General features: G+C 36.4%; 20 protein-coding genes and 1 tRNA gene. 15 read left to right on the plus strand and 6 right to left on the minus strand.

Going from position 1 to position 21,329, the window contains the following annotated elements; all coding sequences use genetic code 11:
• The first annotated feature begins 180 nt into the window (after positions 1-180).
• The 3 genes from FW780_RS10260 (at position 181) to FW780_RS10270 (ending at position 6,147) form a co-directional block, all read left to right on the plus strand.
• Entirely contained in the window at positions 181-1,341 is a 1,161-nt protein-coding gene (locus FW780_RS10260) for an efflux RND transporter periplasmic adaptor subunit (RefSeq protein WP_149833492.1), read from the plus strand.
• Between the two features lie 40 nt (positions 1,342-1,381).
• Complete coding sequence (locus FW780_RS10265; protein ID WP_149833493.1) at positions 1,382-4,564, plus strand: efflux RND transporter permease subunit; 3,183 nt, start codon at positions 1,382-1,384, stop codon at positions 4,562-4,564.
• A 170-nt stretch (positions 4,565-4,734) separates the two neighbouring features.
• Complete coding sequence (locus FW780_RS10270; RefSeq protein WP_149833494.1) at positions 4,735-6,147, plus strand: efflux transporter outer membrane subunit; 1,413 nt, start codon at positions 4,735-4,737, stop codon at positions 6,145-6,147.
• Between the two features lie 218 nt (positions 6,148-6,365).
• Here the strand turns inward: FW780_RS10270 and miaA are convergent, their stop codons facing one another.
• Entirely contained in the window at positions 6,366-7,286 is a 921-nt protein-coding gene (gene miaA / locus FW780_RS10275; RefSeq protein ID WP_149833495.1) for a tRNA (adenosine(37)-N6)-dimethylallyltransferase MiaA, read from the minus strand.
• 183 nt (positions 7,287-7,469) lie between these two features.
• Here miaA and FW780_RS10280 point away from each other — a divergent pair, with 183 nt between their 5' ends.
• The 3 genes from FW780_RS10280 to nadA all read left to right on the plus strand — a co-directional run bounded on the left by FW780_RS10280 (position 7,470) and on the right by nadA (position 10,112).
• Complete coding sequence (locus FW780_RS10280) at positions 7,470-8,327, plus strand: YicC family protein (protein ID WP_149833496.1); 858 nt, start codon at positions 7,470-7,472, stop codon at positions 8,325-8,327.
• A 96-nt stretch (positions 8,328-8,423) separates the two neighbouring features.
• Positions 8,424-8,987, plus strand: coding sequence for a guanylate kinase (gmk, locus tag FW780_RS10285; protein WP_149833497.1), 564 nt, complete (start codon positions 8,424-8,426; stop codon positions 8,985-8,987).
• Between the two features lie 105 nt (positions 8,988-9,092).
• Positions 9,093-10,112 carry a quinolinate synthase NadA gene (gene nadA, locus FW780_RS10290; protein ID WP_149833498.1) on the plus strand — a complete coding sequence of 340 codons (1,020 nt, stop codon included), beginning with the start codon at positions 9,093-9,095 and terminating at the stop codon, positions 10,110-10,112.
• A gap of 52 nt (positions 10,113-10,164) precedes the next feature.
• Here the strand turns inward: nadA and FW780_RS10295 are convergent, their stop codons facing one another.
• The 5 genes from FW780_RS10295 to FW780_RS22775 all read right to left on the minus strand — a co-directional run bounded on the left by FW780_RS10295 (position 10,165) and on the right by FW780_RS22775 (position 11,344).
• A complete protein-coding gene (locus FW780_RS10295) occupies positions 10,165-10,374 on the minus strand; it encodes a hypothetical protein (protein ID WP_149833499.1) in 210 nt (69 codons plus the stop codon).
• A gap of 16 nt (positions 10,375-10,390) precedes the next feature.
• Entirely contained in the window at positions 10,391-10,600 is a 210-nt protein-coding gene (locus FW780_RS10300; RefSeq protein ID WP_149833500.1) for a bacteriocin-like protein, read from the minus strand.
• A gap of 68 nt (positions 10,601-10,668) precedes the next feature.
• On the minus strand, positions 10,669-10,866 hold the full coding sequence (locus FW780_RS10305; protein ID WP_149833501.1) for a bacteriocin-like protein: 198 nt from the start codon (positions 10,864-10,866) through the stop codon (positions 10,669-10,671).
• Positions 10,867-10,927: 61 nt separating this feature from the next.
• On the minus strand, positions 10,928-11,095 hold the full coding sequence (locus FW780_RS22385) for a bacteriocin-like protein (protein ID WP_167510673.1): 168 nt from the start codon (positions 11,093-11,095) through the stop codon (positions 10,928-10,930).
• 57 nt (positions 11,096-11,152) lie between these two features.
• Complete coding sequence (locus FW780_RS22775) at positions 11,153-11,344, minus strand: bacteriocin-like protein (protein ID WP_407643674.1); 192 nt, start codon at positions 11,342-11,344, stop codon at positions 11,153-11,155.
• A 334-nt stretch (positions 11,345-11,678) separates the two neighbouring features.
• Between FW780_RS22775 and thrA the strand changes: the two genes are divergently transcribed.
• The 9 genes from thrA (at position 11,679) to FW780_RS10350 (ending at position 21,011) form a co-directional block, all read left to right on the plus strand.
• Positions 11,679-14,126: a bifunctional aspartate kinase/homoserine dehydrogenase I gene (gene thrA / locus FW780_RS10310; RefSeq protein WP_149833502.1), complete on the plus strand. Its 2,448-nt coding sequence runs from the start codon at positions 11,679-11,681 to the stop codon at positions 14,124-14,126.
• Positions 14,127-14,135: 9 nt separating this feature from the next.
• Positions 14,136-15,062, plus strand: coding sequence for a homoserine kinase (locus FW780_RS10315; protein ID WP_149833503.1), 927 nt, complete (start codon positions 14,136-14,138; stop codon positions 15,060-15,062).
• Positions 15,063-15,076: 14 nt separating this feature from the next.
• Positions 15,077-16,381: a threonine synthase gene (gene thrC / locus FW780_RS10320; RefSeq protein WP_149833504.1), complete on the plus strand. Its 1,305-nt coding sequence runs from the start codon at positions 15,077-15,079 to the stop codon at positions 16,379-16,381.
• Positions 16,382-16,385: 4 nt separating this feature from the next.
• The gene (gene folB, locus FW780_RS10325; protein ID WP_149387023.1) at positions 16,386-16,754 is read left to right on the plus strand and encodes a dihydroneopterin aldolase; all 369 of its coding nucleotides are present in this window, start codon (positions 16,386-16,388) and stop codon (positions 16,752-16,754) included.
• Positions 16,755-16,789: 35 nt separating this feature from the next.
• Entirely contained in the window at positions 16,790-18,154 is a 1,365-nt protein-coding gene (locus FW780_RS10330) for a DUF4403 family protein (protein WP_149833505.1), read from the plus strand.
• Positions 18,155-18,197: 43 nt separating this feature from the next.
• Complete coding sequence (locus FW780_RS10335) at positions 18,198-18,707, plus strand: RDD family protein (RefSeq protein WP_149833506.1); 510 nt, start codon at positions 18,198-18,200, stop codon at positions 18,705-18,707.
• A gap of 58 nt (positions 18,708-18,765) precedes the next feature.
• Positions 18,766-18,836, plus strand: a tRNA-Cys gene (locus tag FW780_RS10340).
• A gap of 696 nt (positions 18,837-19,532) precedes the next feature.
• Positions 19,533-19,760 (plus strand): glutathione synthase, encoded by a 228-nt coding sequence (locus FW780_RS10345; RefSeq protein WP_149833507.1) that lies wholly within the window; start codon positions 19,533-19,535, stop codon positions 19,758-19,760.
• Between the two features lie 417 nt (positions 19,761-20,177).
• Entirely contained in the window at positions 20,178-21,011 is an 834-nt protein-coding gene (locus FW780_RS10350; RefSeq protein WP_149833508.1) for a glycosyltransferase family 2 protein, read from the plus strand.
• Positions 21,012-21,329 lie beyond the last annotated feature (318 nt).

Consider the following 21,329-nt stretch of genomic DNA (forward strand, 5'->3'; position numbering starts at 1 on the left):
TTATACACTTAAATACATTAAAAAAACAATTTTCAATTATGGAAACAATCGACTTTATCGGACATTAAAAATTCTGTAATTTTTTTTGAACTAATCATTAACACTGTTAGGAAAAAAAACAGCATTTATTAAAAAGAACTTTACTTAAATCTAACACTTCATTAAAAAAATTAAACCACAATGAAAATACCTGGAAAAACAAGGTTTATTGTACTTATTGCAAGTATAATTCTTTTACAGAGCTGTACCAAGGCTGCAGAAGGATCCAATGCCGCGCCGCCAGCTCCAGAACTTCCGGTTTATACCGTTCTCACATCACCCGCTACTACATATCAGGAATTCCCTACTGCCTTAGAAGGGAAAAATAATGTTGAAATAAGATCTCAGGTAGACGGATATCTTGATAGAATCTATGTAGAGGAAGGATCTTACGTAAGAGCCGGACAGCCATTATTTAAAATAGACTCCAGAAGCTATGGCGAGCAGATGAATATGGCGCAAGCTAATCTACAGGCTGCTAATGCTAACATACAGAAGGCAAGAGTGGAAGTAGACAGACTTCAGCCATTGGTTGCTGCAAAAGTAGTTTCTGATGTACAGCTAAAAACAGCAAAGGCCAACTATGAAGCCGCTGTTGCAGCTGCTTCACAAGCAAGAGCTTCTGTAGGAAGTGCAAGAATCAATGTAGGATTTACAACCATTACAGCTCCTGTAAGCGGTTATATCGGAAGAATCCCTTTCAAAAAAGGAAGTCTGATCTCCAGAACAGATGTAAATCCATTGACCTTATTATCTGATATCAGTGAAATTTATGCTTATTTCTCTCTGAGTGAACTGGACTTTATTGCTTTTCAGAATAAATATCCCGGAGCTACTCTGGAAGAAAAGCTGAAAAATATGCCAATGGTAGAATTGGTGATCGCTGACAACAGCACTTATCCTGAAAAAGGAAAATTGAGTATCGTAGACGGACAGTTTGATAAAACTACCGGAGCCATCAGTGTACGTGCCGTTTTCCCTAATGCCAACGGTACTTTAAGAACCGGAAACACAGGAAGAGTACGTATGCCGCAACTGATCTCAAATGCCGTAGTAATCCCACAGGAATCTACTTTTGAAATTCAGGATAAAACCTATGTATATGTAATGGGTAAAGATAAAAAGGTAACCGGAAGACCTATCAAAGTATCAGGAAAAACGGATAGCTATTACTTTATTTCTGAAGGGCTTGCACCTGGAGAAAAAATAGTTTACACTGGAATTGGAAACCTAAAAGACGGTGCTTCCATCAATCCAAAAAATATTTCTTCTGACAGCTTGCTAAAAGCAAAACCATTATAATTCTTTCCGAATACAGAAGACTTAAAAAAATAAACTTCTTATGTTAAAACAATTTATAGAAAGACCGGTCCTTTCAACGGTCATCTCCATAATACTCTTATTATTGGGAGCCCTGTCTCTCTTTAATTTACCGATAGCCCTCTTTCCGGATATCGCTCCACCGAGTGTACAGGTAACGGCATTCTACCCTGGAGCCAACGCGGAAGTTGTTGCACGTTCGGTTGCCACCCCAATTGAGGAAGCCGTGAACGGAGTTGAGAACATGACGTATATGACCTCAAATTCCAGTAATGACGGTACAATGACACTGAGTGTGTTCTTCAAACAGGGCGCTGATGCTGATAATGCAGCGGTAAACGTACAAAACCGTGTATCGAAAGCGATGAGCCAATTGCCTCAGGAGGTAGTACAGGCCGGAATTTCAACACAGAAAGTGCAGAACAGTATGATCATGTTCATGGGTTTGACCAGTGAAAATGAAAAGCAATATGACGAATTATTCCTTCAAAACTACCTGAAGATTAACGTTATTCCTCAGATACAGCGTATTCCTGGAGTAGCACAGGCTCAGGTTTTCGGAACAAGGGATTACTCTATGAGAATCTGGCTGAAACCAGACCGTCTGGCTGCCAACAATCTTTCACCTCAGGAAGTTCTGGGAGCCATTAAAGACCACAACCTTGAAGCAGCTCCGGGCCGTTTGGGACAGGGAAGTAAGGAAACTTACGAATATATCCTTAAATATAAAGGGAAACTGAATAAGAATGAAGACTATGAAAACATCGCTATTAAAGCCAATAGTGACGGCTCATTCTTAAGATTAAAAGATGTAGCAAGAGTAGAATTCGGTTCTTATACTTATACTGCTACCAACAGAGTAGATGGGAAACCGGTTGCCGGATTTGCGATTTTACAGACTGCAGGTTCCAATGCGAATGAAATCCTTACTGAAATTGAAAGTCAGGTGAAAGTAATGGAGACTACCCTTCCAAAAGGAGTAAAGCCGATTATCATGTATAACTCCAAAGACTTCCTGGACGCATCTATCCATCAGGTTGTGGAAACATTAGTCATTGCATTCATTCTGGTATTTATTGTAGTGTATATTTTCCTTCAGGATTTCAGATCTACATTAATTCCTGCTATCGCGGTGCCGGTTGCGATCATCGGAACATTCTTCTTCCTTCAGTTATTTGGATTCAGTATCAACATGCTTACGCTGTTTGCGTTGGTTCTGGCCATTGGTATTGTAGTGGATGATGCCATTGTAGTGGTAGAAGCCGTCCATTCTAAAATGGAACAAACAGGAATGCCTGTAGAACATGCTACAATGAACTCTATGAGCGAAATCTCAGGAGCCATTATCTCCATTACCCTTGTAATGTGTGCGGTATTTATTCCGGTTGGTTTCATGCAGGGACCTGCAGGGGTTTTCTACAGACAGTTTGCATTTACATTAGCCATTGCAATTTTAATTTCAGCAGTGAACGCATTAACATTAAGTCCTGCGTTGTGTGCAATGTTCTTAAATGATCCTCAGGGAGAACATGGAGAACACGGTCATAAAAAAGGTTTTGGAGCAAGATTCTTCAATGCATTTAATGCCAGCTTCAACAGCATGACCAGAAAATATATCTATAGCCTTAAATTTTTAATTAAAAATAAATGGGTTGCAATTGGAGGTCTTGTAGTCATTACAGCCGCAAGTGTATTTCTGATTAAAAAAGCACCATCAGGATTTATTCCTACTGAAGACCAGGGATTTGTATTGTATGCTGTAAATACTCCTCCAGGAAGTTCACTGGAAAGAACACACAGAGCGACAGCACAAATTGATAAAATTATCAACAGTGAAAAAGCCACCAATCACCTTTGGGTAGCCGATGGTATGAACTTTATCAGCAACGCCAATGCTTCTCCATATTCTGCAGGTTTCATCAAGCTTAAAGATTATGATAAACGTGGTGAAATGAAAGATCCTGATCAGATTGCAGGAACATTAACAGGAAAAGTAAGCCAGGTGAAAGATGCCAATGCATTCTTCTTCAACTTCCCTACTGTACAAGGTTTCGGTAACGTTTCCGGATTTGAATTCATGCTTCAGGATAAAACAAATGGTTCTTTTGAACAATTGGGAACAACCACCCAACAATTCATTGGAGAGCTGATGAAAAGACCGGAAATTGCCTTCGCATTTACCACTTATGCGGCAGGAAACCCTCAGTATACTATTGATGTGGACACTGATAAAGCCAACCAGCTGGGAGTTTCTGTAACAGAACTGATGCAGACGATGCAGATCTATTTCGGAAGTAGCTTCGTATCAGATTTCAACAGGTTTGGAAAATACTACAGAGTAATGGCACAGGCAGATATTCCTTACCGTACTGATATTAACTCTCTGGAAGGAATTTATGTTAAAAATAAATCAGGAGAAATGGTTCCGGCTAAAACACTGGTAACGTTAAAAAGATCTTTCGGACCTGAAACGGTAACAAGAAATAACCTTTTCAACGCAGTAACGATTAACGGAACACCAAAACCTGGTTACAGTACCGGAGATGCCATTAAAGCAGTAGAAGAAGTGGCTCAGCAATCCCTTCCGAGAGGATATGGATACGAGTGGACAGGGATTACCCGTGAGGAAATCAAAACAAGCGGACAGACTGCTTTCATTTTCTTCTTAAGCATTTTGTTTGTGTATTTCTTACTGGCAGCACAGTATGAAAGTTATATCCTTCCTTTTGCTATTATTCTTACAATTCCAACGGGGATTTTTGGAGTATTTGCTTTCACAGGGCTGGCAGGAATTGATAACAACATTTACGTTCAGGTAGGATTGATCATGCTTGTTGGATTATTGGCGAAAAATGCCATCCTGATCGTAGAGTTTGCCGTACAGAGAAGAAAAGCAGGGAAAACCTTGATTGAGTCTGCACTTCAGGCATCGAGATTACGTTTAAGACCAATCTTAATGACCTCTTTTGCCTTTATCGTGGGGATGCTTCCGCTGGTTTGGACACAAGGTGCTTCTTCAAAAGGAAATCACTCCATCGGATACAGTACTGTAGGAGGAATGCTTACAGGAGTAATATTCGGGATTTTTATTATTCCGGTGATGTATGTAATCTTCCAGTATCTGCATGAAAAAATGCCAAGCAGAAAACAAAAAAGACTTCTGAAAAAACAAATGGAGGAAGAACTTTTAACTGCTACTCACTAATAAAAAATGAATTACAAAAACTTAGAGAAAATTTTAAGATCACAAAAGATTCACTATTCTCTTATTGATTCTTAATGGTTAAAACAGCTAAATATTTTCTCCTACTAAAGACAATTTTTGCATCAACAAAACCTCTCTAAGTTTTGTATTCAATTAAAAGTTAAAAAACTATGAAAAGAGTAAAAAATATTATTCTAACTTTTGCGCTGGCAATAGGCTCTGTTTCGTGTGTGTCCAAACTGGCATACACGGAGCCTGAGCTGCCACTTCCGGAAAAGTTTCAGTATACTGCAACTGCCGATACTGCCAGCATAGCGAATCTGGAGTGGAAACAGTTCTTTAGCGATCCTATTTTACAGGGATTAATTGAAAAAGGAATTAAAAATAATTATGATCTTCAGATTGCTCTAAAGCAGGTTGCCTCTTCACAGGAAAAACTGAAACAGGCAAAATATATGCAATATCCAGATGTAGGGTTTGGAGTAAGCGGGCAGATCTCAAGGCCTTCTAAAAACAGCATGAACGGGCAAAGCTTAAATTTATTTTTAGGCTCAAGCCATGTTGAGGATTACAATGCAGCGTTCAACCTTTCATGGGAAGCTGACATCTGGGGAAAAATTAAAAATCAGCAGGAAGTTTCAAGAATGCAGTATCTGCAGACTTATGAAGCTTCAAAAGCAGTTCAGACTCAGGTAGTAGCAGCGATTGCTCAGGGATATTATAACCTGTTGATGCTTGACAGACAATTGGCTATTGCAAAATCGAATCTGGAGCTAAGCAGCAATACCCTAATGATCACACAAAAAATGTGGGAAAGTGGTGATAATACCTCTTTGGGTGTACAGCAGGCAGCAGCACAGAAACAAGCTACGGAACTTCTGATTACGCAGCTGGAACAGAATATTGCCATTCAGGAAAACGCTTTAAGCATTCTTGTGGGTGAAGTACCTAATAAAGTAAACAGAACGATTGAAATGTCTGATACTTCCCTGCCTCAGAATATCGCTGCGGGACTTCCTGCAGCCATGGTAAGCAGAAGACCGGATGTTCGCCAGCAGGAACTTGTTTTACTGGAATCAAACGCTATCGTAGGAATTGCTCAGGCCAATATGTATCCTGCATTGAAGATTACCGCTAACGGAGGGGTAAATTCATTCAAGTTTGATAACTGGTTTCAGATTCCGGCTTCGTTATTCGGATCTGTTTTGGGAGGACTTACCCAGCCTATTTTCCAGAAAAGACAGTTGAAAACAGATCTGGAAGTAGCTAAAATTCAAAGAGAGAAAAATGTACTGGCATTCCGTCAGTCGGTATTAAATGCTGTAGGTGAAGTTTCAGATGCTTTAGTATCCAATGAAAACTTAAAAGCTCAGGAACAAAAAGCGACCGAACAGGCAACTACGCTGAAAGACGGAATAAAAAGTGCGCAACTTCTTTACAAAGGAGGTTCAGCCAATTACCTGGAAGTGATTACAGCACAGGGGAATTCCCTACAGGCAGAGTTGAATCTGGCTTCCATTAAAAGACAGAGATTAAGCAGTATTGTAGATTTATACAGAGCTTTAGGCGGCGGTTGGAAGTAGTAAATTAAATTATATTTGTTGAAGTGCGGTTCTTTTTAGGACCGCATTTTTTGTTCTATAAGACTGCACTGTCATTCTGAATGGAACAAAGTGGAGTGAAGAATCTATTCGTAGTAATGAGATTCTTCCTTAGTCAGAATGACAAACTGTACGCCTAGCTTATTCATACACTATGTCATTCCGTAGGAGGAATCTCTATTTTCAAAATTGCGAAGTATTTATTTCTCAAACTGCTCAGCAATCCATTTTAGCAGCTCTTCAAAATCATTTTGAGAATATCCCAATTGCAAATAATGAATATCATCCGCTTTTCTGTACCAGGTCAATTGACGTTTAGCATACCTACGGCTATTTTTTTTAATTTCCGAAACAGCAAAATCAAGTTCCCACTCTCTATCAAAATATTTAAAAAGTTCAGCATAGCCTACTGTATTCAAAGCGGTAAGATCTTTGAATTGTTCAAGGCCTTTCACCTCATCCAGTAAGCCATTCTCCATCATAATATCCACTCTCCTATTGATTCTGTCGTACAGTTCTTCCCTTGGAGCTTCTATTCCGATTCTGATCACATTGAAATCTCTTGAATCCTGAGAAACAGCGATCAGTTCAGAATATTTTGTATCCGTTTGCCAGATCACATCTATAGCACGTAAAAGCCTGCGGTGATTGTGAATATCCACCACACTGAAATATTCGGGATCGAGTTCCTGTAAAATTTCCTGAAGTTTTTCTATCCCCTCCTCTTCCAGAATAGTCTGAAGTTTTTCCTGATTTTCAGCATTGGCTTCAGGCAGATCATGCAAACCTTCTATTACTGCTTTTTCATACATCATGCTTCCACCAACAAGAATAACAGTGTCATGAGTTGCAAAAAGTTCATTGAGTTTGTGAAGAGCATCTTCTTCGTACTGGCCGATAGAATAATATTCTTCAACCGAAAGATTTCCGATAAAATGATGAGGTGCCTCAGCCAGTTCCACTTCAGAAGGTGACGCTGTTCCTATTTTCATTTCTTTAAAAAACTGACGGGAATCACATGAAATAATCTCCGTATTGAAATGCTGAGCCAAATCAATTGCCAATCTCGTTTTACCAATTCCGGTGGGTCCTACTACAGAAATCAAATTTTTCTTTTTCACCGCGCTAATTTACGAAAATGAGTTTATTTAATTTGCTGGAAGATGGAAGCCTGAGATTGGAAGTTAAAATGAGATATAATTTATATTTACAACAATCTTCCTACTTCCTGCCTCATCTTCCAACCATTCAACCTAGTTAAACTATACACTTAAATGTTTATCTTTGTACAACAATAAAAAACTATGATTTTATCAATGACCGGATTCGGTAGAGCCGAAGATGTTTTTGAAGGAAAAAAAATTACAATAGATATTAAATCATTGAACAGCAAGAGCTTTGATTTGAATATTAAAATTCCTTTACGTTATAAAGAAAAAGAATTTGAAATCAGAAAAATTCTTAATGATAGAATTATCCGTGGAAAAGTAGACTGCTACGTTAATATTGAGAACCTTGAAGAGTCTAATGATGTAAAGATTAATAAAAATTTAATTGACTCTTATATCAAAGAACTTAAAAACATAGCTTCTGACGGCCCCGATTTCGAATACCTTAAAATGGCGGTAAGACTTCCTGATGCCATCTCGTCAAGACCTGATGAGCTTACAGAAGGTGAATGGGAAGCACTGGCAAAAATTGTTAATAATGCTGTAGACAGATTTGAAGAATTCAGAAAAACTGAAGGAAGCATTCTGCATGAAGAATTAAACAGAAATATTCAGAATATTGACAAATATCTTGGAGAAGTGATTCCTTTTGAAGAAGAAAGAATTGTAAGCGTGAAAGAGCGTTATCAGAAATCTTTAAAAGAATTTGAAAACGTTGATGAAACACGTTTCTATCAGGAAATGGCCTATTTCACTGAAAAACTTGATATTTCTGAAGAAAAGGTAAGACTTACCCAGCACTTAAAATATTATAAAGAAGTAATGGATAACGAATCTTTCAACGGAAAAAAACTGGGCTTTATATCTCAGGAAATCGGAAGAGAGATCAATACATTAGGTTCTAAAGCCAATCATGCAGAAATCCAGAAACTGGTAGTAATGATGAAGGATGACCTGGAAAAAATTAAAGAACAAACGTTAAACGTATTATAAGATGCGGGGTTCGAGATGCGAGGTAATAATTCCGAGTGCAAATACTACGGAATCACTACCCGAAACTCACAATCCCGAAACCCGAAACCCATAGAAATGGATAAAGTAATTATATTTTCAGCGCCATCAGGGAGCGGAAAAACTACATTGGTAAAGCATTCACTGGAAACATTTCCTGAACTGGAATTTTCAATCTCATGTACCACAAGACAGCCGAGAGGAAGTGAGGTGCATCAGGTGGATTATCATTTTCTTACACCGGATGAATTCAGACAGAAAATTTCTGAAGATGCTTTTGTAGAATATGAAGAAGTATATACTGATAAATATTACGGTACTTTAAAATCTGAAGTAGAAAAAATCTGGAATCAGGGAAAAGTTGTTATTTTTGATGTAGATGTAAAAGGAGGTATTTCGTTAAAAAAATATTTTGGTGAAAAAGCCCTGTCTATTTTTATAGAACCGCCTTCCATTGAAGAATTGGAACGAAGATTGATCTCCAGAAATACAGATGATGCAGAAACCATAAAAACCCGTGTAGCAAAGGCAGAAGAAGAAATGTCCTACGCAAGCGAGTTTGATAAGATCGTTATTAATACCGATCTTGATGTAGCTAAAAAAGAAATAGAAAGTTTAATAAAAAGTTTTATCAGTAATTAATGGCTGAAAGATGGAAGCAGGAAGATGGGAGTAAAATACTACACTCAAAATCTAACTTCTTAATTTCTAACCTCTAGCTTCTGATAATAAAAAATTGAGGTTGATATGAGTACCGAAACATTAGAAAAAGCTAAATCTGCAATTCCTGTCAGAGGATTTCTGGATATAAAAGATATAGCTATTCCTCAGGGAGAAGAGCTGGTAAAAGCAATTCTTAAACTTAAAGAGGAGAAAAATGCTGTTATTCTTGCCCACTACTACCAGCCAGGAGAAATTCAGGATATCGCTGATTTCCTGGGGGATTCCTTACAGCTGGCAAGACAGGCAAAAGAAACGAATGCAGACATGATTGTATTCTGCGGTGTACATTTCATGGCGGAAGCAGCTAAAATTCTGAACCCAACTAAAAAAGTAGTTCTTCCTGATACCATGGCCGGATGCTCTCTGGCTGACGGTTGTTCCGGAGAAGGATTAAGAAAAATGCGTGAGCAGCACCCGAATGCTTTAATTGCAACTTACATCAACTGTAACGCAGAAACTAAAGCAGAAAGTGATATCATCGTAACCAGTTCAAATGCTGAAACCGTAATAGAAGCACTTCCGAAAGACAGACCTATCATTTTCGCACCAGACAAAAACCTGGGAAGATATTTATCTAAGAAAACAGGCCGTGATATGATTCTTTGGGACGGAAGCTGTGTAGTACACGAAGCATTTTCAATGGAAAGAATTGCTCAGCAGTTAGCTGACAATCCGGATGCCAAGCTGATTGCACACCCTGAAAGTGAAGAAGCTGTTTTGAAATTGGCTCACTTTATCGGTTCTACTTCTGCCCTACTGAACTATGTAGAAAAAGACGACTGTCAGAAATTCATCATTGCCACAGAAGAAGGAATTCTTCACGAAATGAGAAAACGCGCTCCTCACAAGGAACTGATTCCTGCATTGGTTTTTGATGAAAGCTGTAACTGCTCAGAATGTTTCTACATGAAACGTAATACAATGGAAAAATTGTACTTATGTATGAAGTATGAACTTCCTGAAATTCTTATCGACGAAGAATTAAGATTAAGAGCATTGAAACCTATTGAAGCAATGCTTGATCTTTCAAAAAGCATAAAATAAACAAAGAGGCTGTCTCTGAAAGAATTTACTTTTGAGACAGCCCTTTTTATTTTTAGTCAGCACCAATTGCAACAAAACAATCTGCACTCACAACTACACACATCCTGCAATTCTCGGACAATGTCCAGTATGCCTCACATGATGGATCGCTGGAAGAGCCCGGTCCAAAAACCAAATGAGTAGGACAGCCATCACATTTTGATACACCAGCCCCTTTCATCTGTTCCAAATCTCTTCTGTTCAGTTTCCTTAAATTTTTCATAAGATCAAATTATCTTTTAAGAAACTCCTCCGTCCACACACTCTATACTCACTAAGACACACATCTTGCAATAATCAGGAAGTCCCTGATAAGCAGAACATGGATACTGATATTCAGGACCATCTCCAAAAGTAGCATGTTGTGGACATCCTGCACATCTTGAAGGACCTGCTGCTCCATTTAATTGTTCAAGTTCTTTTCTGTTTAATTTCTTCAGATTTTTCATAATAGTTTTTAAATTAAATTTTGATTTATGTTTTACAACAAATTGATAGTCTTTTAAATAATATTTTTCTAGCCTTCCAGAACCATACAACTTCCCGGAATTGATGGATCATAGGGAAAAAGATAAAGACAAACTTTACGTCCTCTAAAATCTGTACACACCGCACATCCTTTTGGTCCGCAATCAAGATCAACAGCACAGCTGTCTCCTACACCTCCAATAATAGCTCTTAAATTTTCTCTGTTTAATTTTTTTGAATTTTTCATGGTAGTTGAATTTTAAATTAAATTTTGATTTTTTTAATAGAACAATAGAAGTAGTAATCAGTTACAACATGGGTGCATAACAGGTTCCTCCAGGTTTTAGCCAGCATCCCCATCCGCCTTTACGGAAACATACAAATTGCTCACCTCCGCAAGCTTCAATCTGAATATCAGTGAATCCACCGATAACACTTTTCTTTTCTTCGCGTGATAATTTCTTAATTGTTTTCATAGCGCTTAATTTAAATATTAGAAATAAAGAATATTCTTGCCTTTATGCTAGTTAAGATCAGGGACGATCAAAGCATTCAATACTCACCAGTACTCTTCCTTTACAACATTCTGGTAAAGCATGATAATCAGTACAGGATCTTGGTTCGCCTGGTCCGTATGGTCCGGCAGGACAATTTTCATAACAAGGACCTATCCCGCCGTTGACTGATTTTAAATCATTTCGATTGATTTTCTTTAAATTTTTCATGTTTGTTTTGTTATTAGTTAATAGTATAAATGTAACATTTTTAATCAATTACACCAATTATATCTCCAAAAAAGGAAATATATTTTATTATGTTAAAAACTTGGCTGTTTCAAAATAAGTTGTACATTTGTTCCGTTACAATGAATTTATTAAGAAACATATCTGATATTTCTGCCCTGAAATCACCTATTTCAGGCATATCTTCTGTTTCTACATTCACAACTACAACAACTACCCCATAACGGGGTAAATTTTCACATATTATTTCCGGTACCTGTACTCTTTTTTCTAAAGAGTAATCACTTCGTTATATCCAACTTCAAATAAATAATTGATGAAAGTTTTAAAATTCGGCGGAACATCAGTCGCCCATTCTCAGAATATCCTTCTGGTGGAAAAAATCATAAAAGATGAATCTTTAAAAAGCAAAATAGTTGTTATTGTATCAGCACTTCATGGTGTCACCGATCAATTGATCAGAGCAGCAGAATATGCTTCCGTGAAAGATGAGAAGTATATTCAGATTGTTCAGAATCTTGAAGAAAAACATATCAATCTTGTCAAAGATCTGTTTCCAATCGCAGAACAAAGTTCATGGCTAAGCTTCGTGAAAAAACATTTCAACGATATCGAAGATCTTTACAACGGAATTGCTGTTCTTGGCGAGCTTACCGACAGAATAAAAGATAAAATTGCTTCTTATGGAGAATTTCTGTCATCAAAAATTATAGCTGCAAGACTTCAGCATGAAGGATTAGACTGTATATGGATGAATTCGGCAGACCTGATCAGAACAGACAGTAATTTCACTAATGCAAAAGTAGATTTTCAATGCACAGAAAATAATATCGTTAATTTTCTGAATGAAAATAAGAATCATATCATCGTAGGTCCGGGTTTTGTCGCTCATGACGAAAAAAATAATGCAACAACATTAGGACGAGGAGGCTCAGATTACACGGCTTCCATTATGGCAGCTTCTATTCATGCAGAAGAACTTCAGATCTGGACTGATGTAAGCGGAATGATGACTGCCGATCCACGTTTGGCTTCCAATGCGAAACCTATTTCAGAGATATCTTATCATGAAGCAATGGAATTATCACATTTCGGGGCAAAAGTGCTTTATCCACCTTCCATCCAGCCTGTCATGGTAAAAAATATAAACCTGATCATCAAGAATACTTTTGATCCGGATGCACAGGGAACTTTAATTTCTCATCAGTTGAAATCTTCAGGAAATGAAAAGCAGATTGCGGTGGGAATTTCAAATATGAACCATATTGCGCTACTCACACTGGAAGGCAGCGGAATGGTAGGAATACCGGGTATTTCAGCAAAACTGTTCCAATGCTTAAGTCATGAAAAAATCAACGTAATCCTTATTACACAGGGATCTTCAGAACATTCTATCACAATTGCAATTGAAGAAAAAGAGGCTTTACATGCTGAGCATGCTATCAATTCTTCTTTTGCGGATGATATCAATCTGGAAAGAGTCTATGCAGTAAAAATTGAAACAGGACTTTCCATTGTAGCCTTAGTTGGTGAAAGTATGAAAAGCAGAAGCGGTGTAAGTGCCAAAATGTTTGGGTGCCTGGGAAATAACGGAATCAATATAAGAGCAATTGCGCAGGGATCTTCTGAAAGAAATATCAGCATTGTTATTTCAGAAAAAGACAGTAAAAAAGCAGTGAATGTACTTCATGAAGAATTTTTTGAATCTGAAATTAAACAAATACACCTCTATATCTGCGGAACTGGAAATGTAGGTTCAAAACTGATTCGGCAGATCTATGACCAGAATGCATTTCTAAGAGAAAACTTTTTAATCAACCTGAGAATTGCAGGAATTACCAACAGCCGCCATATGATATTTTCAGACAAAGGAATATCACAGGAAGACTACCTTTTCTGGGATCAACAGGGAGAAAAGGCTTCTGCCAGGGAATTTGCTGAAGAAATCATCCGTCGGAACTTAAGAAATTCTGTTTTTGTGGATGTAACTGCAAGTCCGGACGTACCTGAAATTTATGAAAGCTTATTAAAAAGAAGCGTGAATATAGTGGCTTGTAATAAAATTGCAGCTTCCTCAGATTTTAAAAAATATAAAACTTTAAAAAATACAGCAAGAAATCACAACTGTAATTTTTATTTTGAAACCAATGTAGGAGCAGGACTTCCGGTAATAGGAACCATCAACGACCTGATTAAAAGCGGAGACCAGATCCAGTCTATTCAGGCGGTATTGAGCGGCACCTTAAATTTTGTATTTAATCATTATGACGGAAGCAGAACATTTTCTGAAGTTGTAGCCCAAGCCCAGCAGGAAGGCTATACAGAACCCGATCCAAGACTCGATTTGTCGGGAACTGATGTAGCAAGAAAAATATTAATCCTGGCAAGAGAGGCCGGATATCCGCTTCAGTTTGATGAAATTGAGAATATAAGCTTTCTTCCTGAAGAATGTATGCAGGGAAGCGTTGCTGACTTTTATGAAAAACTTACAGCATATGAAGAGCATTTTAAAAATTTATTGAATAATGCTAAAAAAGAAGGCAAAATTTTAAAATATGTCGCAGAATTTGAAGACGGAAAAGCAAAAGTAGGTTTACAGCATATCGCTCCAGACAGTGATCTGTTTCATCTTTATGGCAAAGACAATATTGTCATTTTTAAAACCCTCAGATATTCCGAACAGCCTTTGGTCGTAAAAGGAGCCGGGGCCGGAGCTGATGTAACAGCAAGCGGAGTTTTTGCAGATATTATTCGTTCCATTTAAAATATAGTTATGAAAAAAGTAAAATTAAAAGTCCCCGCTACTGTTGCTAATCTGGTTTGTGGGTTTGATATCCTGGGAATGGCTGTCCATGATCCATATGATGAAATGGAATTCAGATTATTGGAAACTCCTGAAATTATTATTAAACATATTGACTCCTTTGGACTTCCTGAAGAACCTTCCGAAAATGTTGCCGGAATTGTCTTATTAAAAATTCAGGAATATTTTAATATGAAAAACGGTTTTGAAGTCATTATCCGTAAACATATAAAACCTGGAAGCGGGCTCGGCTCCAGTGCGGCAAGTGCCGCCGGAGCCGCTTTCGGAGCCAATATATTATTAGGAAACAAATTATCAAAAGAAGAAATGGTCTATTTTGCCATGTTTGGAGAAGAACTGGCTTCAGGAGTACGACATGCAGATAATATTGCTCCGTGTATCTATGGAGGAATTACACTGGTAAAATCCACCAATCCGATTGATATTATCCCCCTGAACAGTCCTGATTTATTAGTAACCGCTGTGCATCCACAGGTGGAAGTAAAAACTTCTGATGCAAGACAGATTTTGAAGAAAAATATCACATTAAAAAGTGCAGTAGAACAATGGGGAAATATAGCAGGTCTTGTAACAGGAATTCAGAAAAACGATTTTTCGTTGATTGGCAGAAGTCTTAACGATGTTATTATAGAACCTATTCGTAGTATTCTGATTCCGAAATTTGACAAAATTAAAACCAGAAGTTTACAGTTGGGAGCTTTAGGTGGAGGAATTTCCGGATCAGGGCCATCTATTTTTATGCTGTCCGAACAAAAGGAAACGGCAGAAAAAATTGCTCAGATGATGAAATCAGTGTATGATGAGATTGAAATAGAAAGTCTTGTGTATGTTTCAAAAATAGATCCGGCAGGCATTCAAATCGTTGAAGAAGTTTAACATAAAAAACAGAAATGAAATATTATAACTTAAAAGATTCTCTGGAAAAAATTGATTTCAGAGAAGCAACAATAAAAGGTCAGGGAAAAGAAAAAGGATTGTTTTTCCCTGAAAATATCCCACAATTTGATAAAGAATTCATTCAAAATCTTCATCACTATTCTAATGAGGAAATTGCTTACCAGTGCATGAAAGATTTTGTGGGAGATGAAATTCCCTCAGAAATCCTAAAAGAAATTGTAGCAGAAACGGTGAGCTTTGAAATTCCTTTGGTAAAGATCAATGAACAGATATCAATCCTCGAATTATTTCATGGTCCTACCCTTGCCTTTAAAGATATCGGTGCAAGATTTATGAGCCGTTGTCTCTCTTATTTTCTGAAAGATCAGCAGAAAAAAGTCACTGTTCTTGTAGCCACTTCCGGAGATACCGGAGGTGCTGTTGCACATGGATTCTATAAAATTCCACAAATTAATGTAGTAATTCTGTATCCTAAAAACAGAGTAAGCCCGGTTCAGGAGAAACAATTGACCGCATTAGGAGAAAATATTTCAGCTTTGGAGGTAAACGGTAGTTTTGACGACTGCCAAAACCTTGTAAAACAGGCTTTTTCTGATGAAGAAATTAATAATCAGTTATTTCTGACCTCTGCCAATTCTATCAACGTTGCAAGATGGCTTCCCCAACAGATTTATTATCTAATAGCACTAAAACAATGGATTCAACACTATAAGGAACAGCCGGTAATCTGTGTACCAAGTGGTAATTTCGGAAATATCTGTGCCGGACTTCTGGCCCATTTCAGAGGACTGCCTGCCAGTCATTTTATTGCAGCCTGTAATGCCAATCAGGTAATTCCTGATTATTTTAAAACCCAAAACTACCAGCCACAAAAAGCAGTTGCTACCCTATCCAATGCCATGGATGTGGGAGATCCAAGCAATTTTGTAAGGATTTTAGAACTTTTCGGACATCGGTTTGATGCTTTAAAAAATAAAATATCTGCGTATTCCATTGATGATAACAAAACAATGAATATCATCACAAAAGTCTATGAGAAATACAGCTATATTCTGGAGCCTCACAGTGCCGTAGCATTCGCTGCAATGGAACATTATCTGCAAGAAAATCCTGATCAAAAAGGATTTATTCTGGGAACAGCGCACCCTGTAAAATTCCCTGATGCTGTGGAAAAAGCAATCCACACTCAGATTGAAATTCCGGATTCTTTGAATGAGCTGATGAAAAAGGAGAAAAAAACTGTAGAAATAAATTCAGACTTTGAAGAATTAAGACGATTTTTGCTTCATAAAATATGAGGCAATGAGCAAAATATATCTTGAAGATGTACGAATATATGCGTACCATGGCGTACTTCCTGAGGAAAACATTATCGGGACATATTATATTCTGAATGTAGAACTTCATACTGATCTGTGGAAAGCTGCAGCATCCGATGATTTGCATGATACCATAAGCTATGCAGATATCAACGATATTCTTCACAAGGAAATGAAAATAAAATCCAAATTACTGGAACATGTAGCCGGAAGAATAATCTCAACAATTCACAACAGCTTTCCACAGATTGATTATATTAAATTAAAAATCACCAAAACAGCTCCTCCTATGCAGGGAGAAATGACAGGTGCCAGCATTGAGCTGGAAAAGAGCTTTAAACCGGAAAATTAAAATTCTTATTTTCGTTCATTAAAAAAACATACAAATTGAAATTCGTTAAAATATTATTTTTAATAGCAGGTATCAGCGCTTTTGGGCAGACCGGTGTTGATAACCAGCTGGCGGCTTATAATTTCCCAAAGATAAAGTCCAGTATTACAATGCCTGTGACAATTCCTCTTTCGGAACTGAGCAATATGATCAACGCTTCTGTAAAAGAACTTGTTTATCAGGACGATTCTTATACTGACAATAATAATGATCAGTTTAAAGTAAAAGTATGGAAAACCAGACCTATTCGTCTTGTAGGCGGAACCAGTCAGAATTTACTGATCGAAGTTCCATTAAAAATATGGGCAGAAAAAGGAATCGGAACGTTGGGAGTATACACCTATCAGAACACTACTTTTGAAACGGTAATGTCATTTAATACCACCGTTACTTTTAAAAATAACTGGACCATTACCACCAATACGCAGCCCAATGGCTTCAGATGGGTAGCAAAACCCGTCCTTGATTACGGAAGAATACAAATTCCTATTACCTCCATCGTTGAAAAAAGTTTAAAAGAGCAGCAGGAAAAATTCTGTAAGACGATAGATCAGCAAATGGCTACACAACTTAATTTCCAGCAATATGCCTTAATGGCCTGGAATACATTTCTGCAGCCCTTCAATATATCGGAAGAATATAATACATGGCTGAAGGTAAGCCCGGTAGGAGTTAATATTACGCCTTTGAAATTTTACGGAAATCAGATCAATGCTACCCTTGGTGTTGATATTTATTCGGAAACTTTCACAGGAAGCAAACCTGCGGCTTCTTCACCGGTAACCAGTGTTGCCAATTTCAATTCCACTCCTACTGTTGCGGATAAATTTATTTTACAGACTACAGCCAATATCCCTTTTACAGAGGCAAGCAATATGGCCAGAAAAACATTTCTGAATAAAGAGTTTGATATCCGCGATTCTAAGGTGAAAGTAACTGATATCAGAGTATACGGCGTAGATAACAGAGTGGTTATTGAAGCTCAGACCGACGGTTATATAAAAGGTACCGCCATTATTTCCGGAATTCCGGTGTATGATGATACAAAAAGAAAAATTGTTTTATCAGAGACCAAATTTAAACTGAAAACAACCAATATTCTTCAGAAGACAGCTTCTCTACTATTCCAGGGGAAAATTGTGAAAATGATAGAGGAGGAATATGGAATCCCTACTCAGGAACTGGAAGAAACATCTAGAAAAAGTATTGAAGAAGCTTTTAATAAAGAATACTATAAAGGCTTAAAGATGAACGGGAGAGTCTTCAACCTGAAGCCCAGTAAAATTCTACTCAACAATACAGGAATTACCGCAGTTATTGATACGAATGCTTCACTAAAACTGCTTGTCAACGGATTTTAAAATTTCAATTAAAAAAACTAAACTAAAAACTAATAACCGACCCATGAGAAAATATTTAGTCGTTGTAGACAAAAGCAGAGCCCAAATATTGGCAAGATTTGCTAATTTTATCATTGACAGAGCGATTATTACCGTTATCTTTTTTGCTTTTGGAGCTATTGCCGCCCTAACATATAATCTTACCGATAATGATTTCCTTCTCAAAATCGTGTATAAAATGTCAGAAATAAATAGATTTCTCGATATACTGATCACTTCCTTAATCTACTTTCTGTATACTTTTCTTATAGAATATTTTTCCAATGGAAGGTCTATCGGAAAGTATATTACAGGAACAAAGGTTATTTGTATAGATGGTACTGAGCCCACTTTTAATGATTATCTTATAAGGAATATTTCCAGATTGGTTCCTTTTGATACGCTTTCTTTTTTCGGAGAAAACGGCTGGCATGACAAATGGAGTGAAACAAGAGTTATAAACATCAAAAATTATCAGGCTGAAATTCAAGCAAAAAGCGAAATAGAAGCTCTTGGAGAGAAAGAAATTGCTTAAAAACTTTTGTTCATAAAGAAATTTTACTATATTTGCACACCTCAAAAATGGTAAAAATGGTACTTTGGCCGAGCGGCTAGGCAGTGGTCTGCAACACCATCTACAGCGGTTCGAATCCGCTAGGTACCTCAGAAAAAACCTCTAAATAATTTAGAGGTTTTTTTGTTTTTATCTCAAAAATATATTCATTTTATTTATATCATACACCCTGCTCTTCGGCGGGATTTTTTATTTTAAATACATAAACAGTTATCACTGCTATTCTTTCATTGATTTTTTTTAAACAATCTGCTAAAAACAAGCTCTTCCAGATCAAAGAAGAGCTTGATAAATAATGTAAAAAGAAGATGGATAGAAAATTATCTTGCTCAAAGATAGAAGATTAATCAGCTTACATTTATGAGCAGCGTCATAATAGAACAAAAAAAAATCCTCGGAAATTCCGAGGATAAAAACTAATAACCATGAAAACTCAAATTAAACATGAGTTACATATCTATATCGAAAAATCGTGCCAAGAATGCCAATTTTCAGAAAAAAAAGCAATTTACTCTGGTGATATCAATTTTACAATTTCAGCATTTTAGACCGATTTTATTGATGCTTTAAAAACCACTTCATAATTATTTATAATTAATTATAATAAATCTAACATGCCAGCAAAAATATTAAAAATAAAATAATTTACAATTTGATAAAATAAAGTTCATATTCAGGAAATTTTTTTTTTTTTAATATTGAGTCAACCATCAAAAAAAACTAAACCAACACCAAATTGGCATAGTTTATTCTTAATATAAATCAATCCAATAAATTTAAATCATCATGGCACAAAGAATTTTTAATAAAGAAGATTTCACGAAAAGCAATGAAAAAGAATATCAGTTGGAGTATGATATAAATGAAATAGGCAAAGGTTCTGATCTCATTGTAGAAAGACTAACCGAAAAAGGAGACTATGAAATCGTTCAGGCTCCCTTGCGAAGATTAAATGATAAAATTTTTATCATCTGGGATACCCCTTTTGACGGTAGAATACTCTTTGATCTTTAAAATTAATATAAGAAAAAAAGCCCCCAAAAATGGAGGCCTCAAAAAACACAAATGATGAAAAAAAATTTTATATCAGAGATAAAAATTATTTTATCTATTAATTCTTAATCAAAGATATCCCAGATTTTTTTTTTATTTTATGAGTACAATCATAAAATATTATTTCTTTTAAACAGTAAGCTATTCAGCTACCAGACAATATTTCTCAAAAAAAGACAATAGATAATTCCTTTTTAATATCTTTTCTTCCGGCTATTCTCAAATATTTCAAACCCGGTTCTCCTGAAAACAATATTTAAGATATAATTTACACCGATAGATTTCAAAATATAATAAAAAAAATAAAATATCCTATGATCATAGTTATATTTTTCACATGTATTATTTTATAATTTTGCACAATTAATTCAATACAACGTGATAAATTTTTCTATACTTATAGCCAACTATAATAATGGAAAGTATTTCAAGGAATGCTATGATTCATTAATCAGCCAAACCTATAAAAACTGGGAAGCAATTGTTATTGATGATGCTTCCACAGACGATTCCGTAGAGATCATACAATCACTGATTCAAGGTGATTCCCGTTTCAAACTTTATCATAATACAACCAATAAAGGTTGTGGCTTTACAAAAGCAGCCTGTATGGAATATGCTAAGGGAGATTTGTGCGCCTACCTGGATCCTGATGATGCACTCTATCCGGAAGCATTGGAAAAAACAGTCCAAGAATTCTTTGACAGAGATGATATCGTCGCCATTTATTCCCAAATGATGATATGTGATGAAGATCTAACTCCTGAAAGAATATATGCCGGCACCAAGCAGATTTACAATAACCGTCATTTTTTCAACTGTCCTATTCAGTTTGCTCATTTTTTCACTTTTAAAAGAGAAACGTATTCGAGAACAACAGGAATCAATCCTAATTTGAAAAATGCTGTAGACCAGGATCTGTATTTAAAAATACTGGAACAGGGAGAAGCTAAATTCATCAAAGACCCTTTATACTTATACAGACTGCATTCCAATGGAATTTCCCAGGATAAAGCAAAACAAAGTGCAAAAGAATCTTTTGCAAGAGTGATACATGATACAATGAAAAGACGGGGAATAAAAAAAATAAACAATCAGGCTGTTCCTGAAGTTTTTACCAGTTCACAGGAAATCTATAAACTCCTTAATTATCAAACCAATAAAATGCACCGCTTAATCAGCAGAATAAAAGTCACTTTAGACAATATATAACAAAAGACTCCTCGAAACGAAGAGTCTTTTTGATAAAATATGGAATGAAAATGTTCTTATACTCAAAGATACCACCTCCCTTCCAATTATTATATGAGCAGAATCATAAAACTGAATAAATAGAAACGGCCTCCTGATGGAGGCCTAAAAAACACAAATGATGAAAAAAATCTATTTAGAAAAAATCCAAACAGAATATCGTAGAGTTATTCAATACAACTATTATTACTACATTTCTTCAAAAGAATATAATACAATATAGAAACAGAGAATAAATACTTCTATAAGAATCAAACAGCATCCCGAAGACAGAATGAA

The organism is Chryseobacterium sediminis (assembly GCF_008386505.1).
Classification (GTDB): domain Bacteria; phylum Bacteroidota; class Bacteroidia; order Flavobacteriales; family Weeksellaceae; genus Chryseobacterium; species Chryseobacterium sediminis.

Excerpts from the sequence above, each read along its gene's own strand:
- FW780_RS10270 (WP_149833494.1), top strand. The coding sequence starts at position 4,735 with ATGAAAAGAGTAAAAAATATTATTCTAACTTTTGCGCTGGCAATAGGC.
- thrC (WP_149833504.1), top strand. The coding sequence starts at position 15,077 with ATGAAATATTATAACTTAAAAGATTCTCTGGAAAAAATTGATTTCAGA.
- FW780_RS10335 (WP_149833506.1), top strand. The coding sequence starts at position 18,198 with ATGAGAAAATATTTAGTCGTTGTAGACAAAAGCAGAGCCCAAATATTG.
- FW780_RS22775 (WP_407643674.1), bottom strand. The coding sequence starts at position 11,344 with ATGAAAAATTTAAAGAAAATCAATCGAAATGATTTAAAATCAGTCAAC.
- FW780_RS10300 (WP_149833500.1), bottom strand. The coding sequence starts at position 10,600 with ATGAAAAATCTGAAGAAATTAAACAGAAAAGAACTTGAACAATTAAAT.
- FW780_RS10295 (WP_149833499.1), bottom strand. The coding sequence starts at position 10,374 with ATGAAAAATTTAAGGAAACTGAACAGAAGAGATTTGGAACAGATGAAA.
- FW780_RS22385 (WP_167510673.1), bottom strand. The coding sequence starts at position 11,095 with ATGAAAACAATTAAGAAATTATCACGCGAAGAAAAGAAAAGTGTTATC.
- FW780_RS10265 (WP_149833493.1), top strand. The coding sequence starts at position 1,382 with ATGTTAAAACAATTTATAGAAAGACCGGTCCTTTCAACGGTCATCTCC.
- FW780_RS10315 (WP_149833503.1), top strand. The coding sequence starts at position 14,136 with ATGAAAAAAGTAAAATTAAAAGTCCCCGCTACTGTTGCTAATCTGGTT.
- FW780_RS10305 (WP_149833501.1), bottom strand. The coding sequence starts at position 10,866 with ATGAAAAATTCAAAAAAATTAAACAGAGAAAATTTAAGAGCTATTATT.
- FW780_RS10280 (WP_149833496.1), top strand. The coding sequence starts at position 7,470 with ATGATTTTATCAATGACCGGATTCGGTAGAGCCGAAGATGTTTTTGAA.
- nadA (WP_149833498.1), top strand. The coding sequence starts at position 9,093 with ATGAGTACCGAAACATTAGAAAAAGCTAAATCTGCAATTCCTGTCAGA.
- gmk (WP_149833497.1), top strand. The coding sequence starts at position 8,424 with ATGGATAAAGTAATTATATTTTCAGCGCCATCAGGGAGCGGAAAAACT.
- folB (WP_149387023.1), top strand. The coding sequence starts at position 16,386 with ATGAGCAAAATATATCTTGAAGATGTACGAATATATGCGTACCATGGC.
- thrA (WP_149833502.1), top strand. The coding sequence starts at position 11,679 with ATGAAAGTTTTAAAATTCGGCGGAACATCAGTCGCCCATTCTCAGAAT.
- FW780_RS10260 (WP_149833492.1), top strand. The coding sequence starts at position 181 with ATGAAAATACCTGGAAAAACAAGGTTTATTGTACTTATTGCAAGTATA.
- FW780_RS10345 (WP_149833507.1), top strand. The coding sequence starts at position 19,533 with ATGGCACAAAGAATTTTTAATAAAGAAGATTTCACGAAAAGCAATGAA.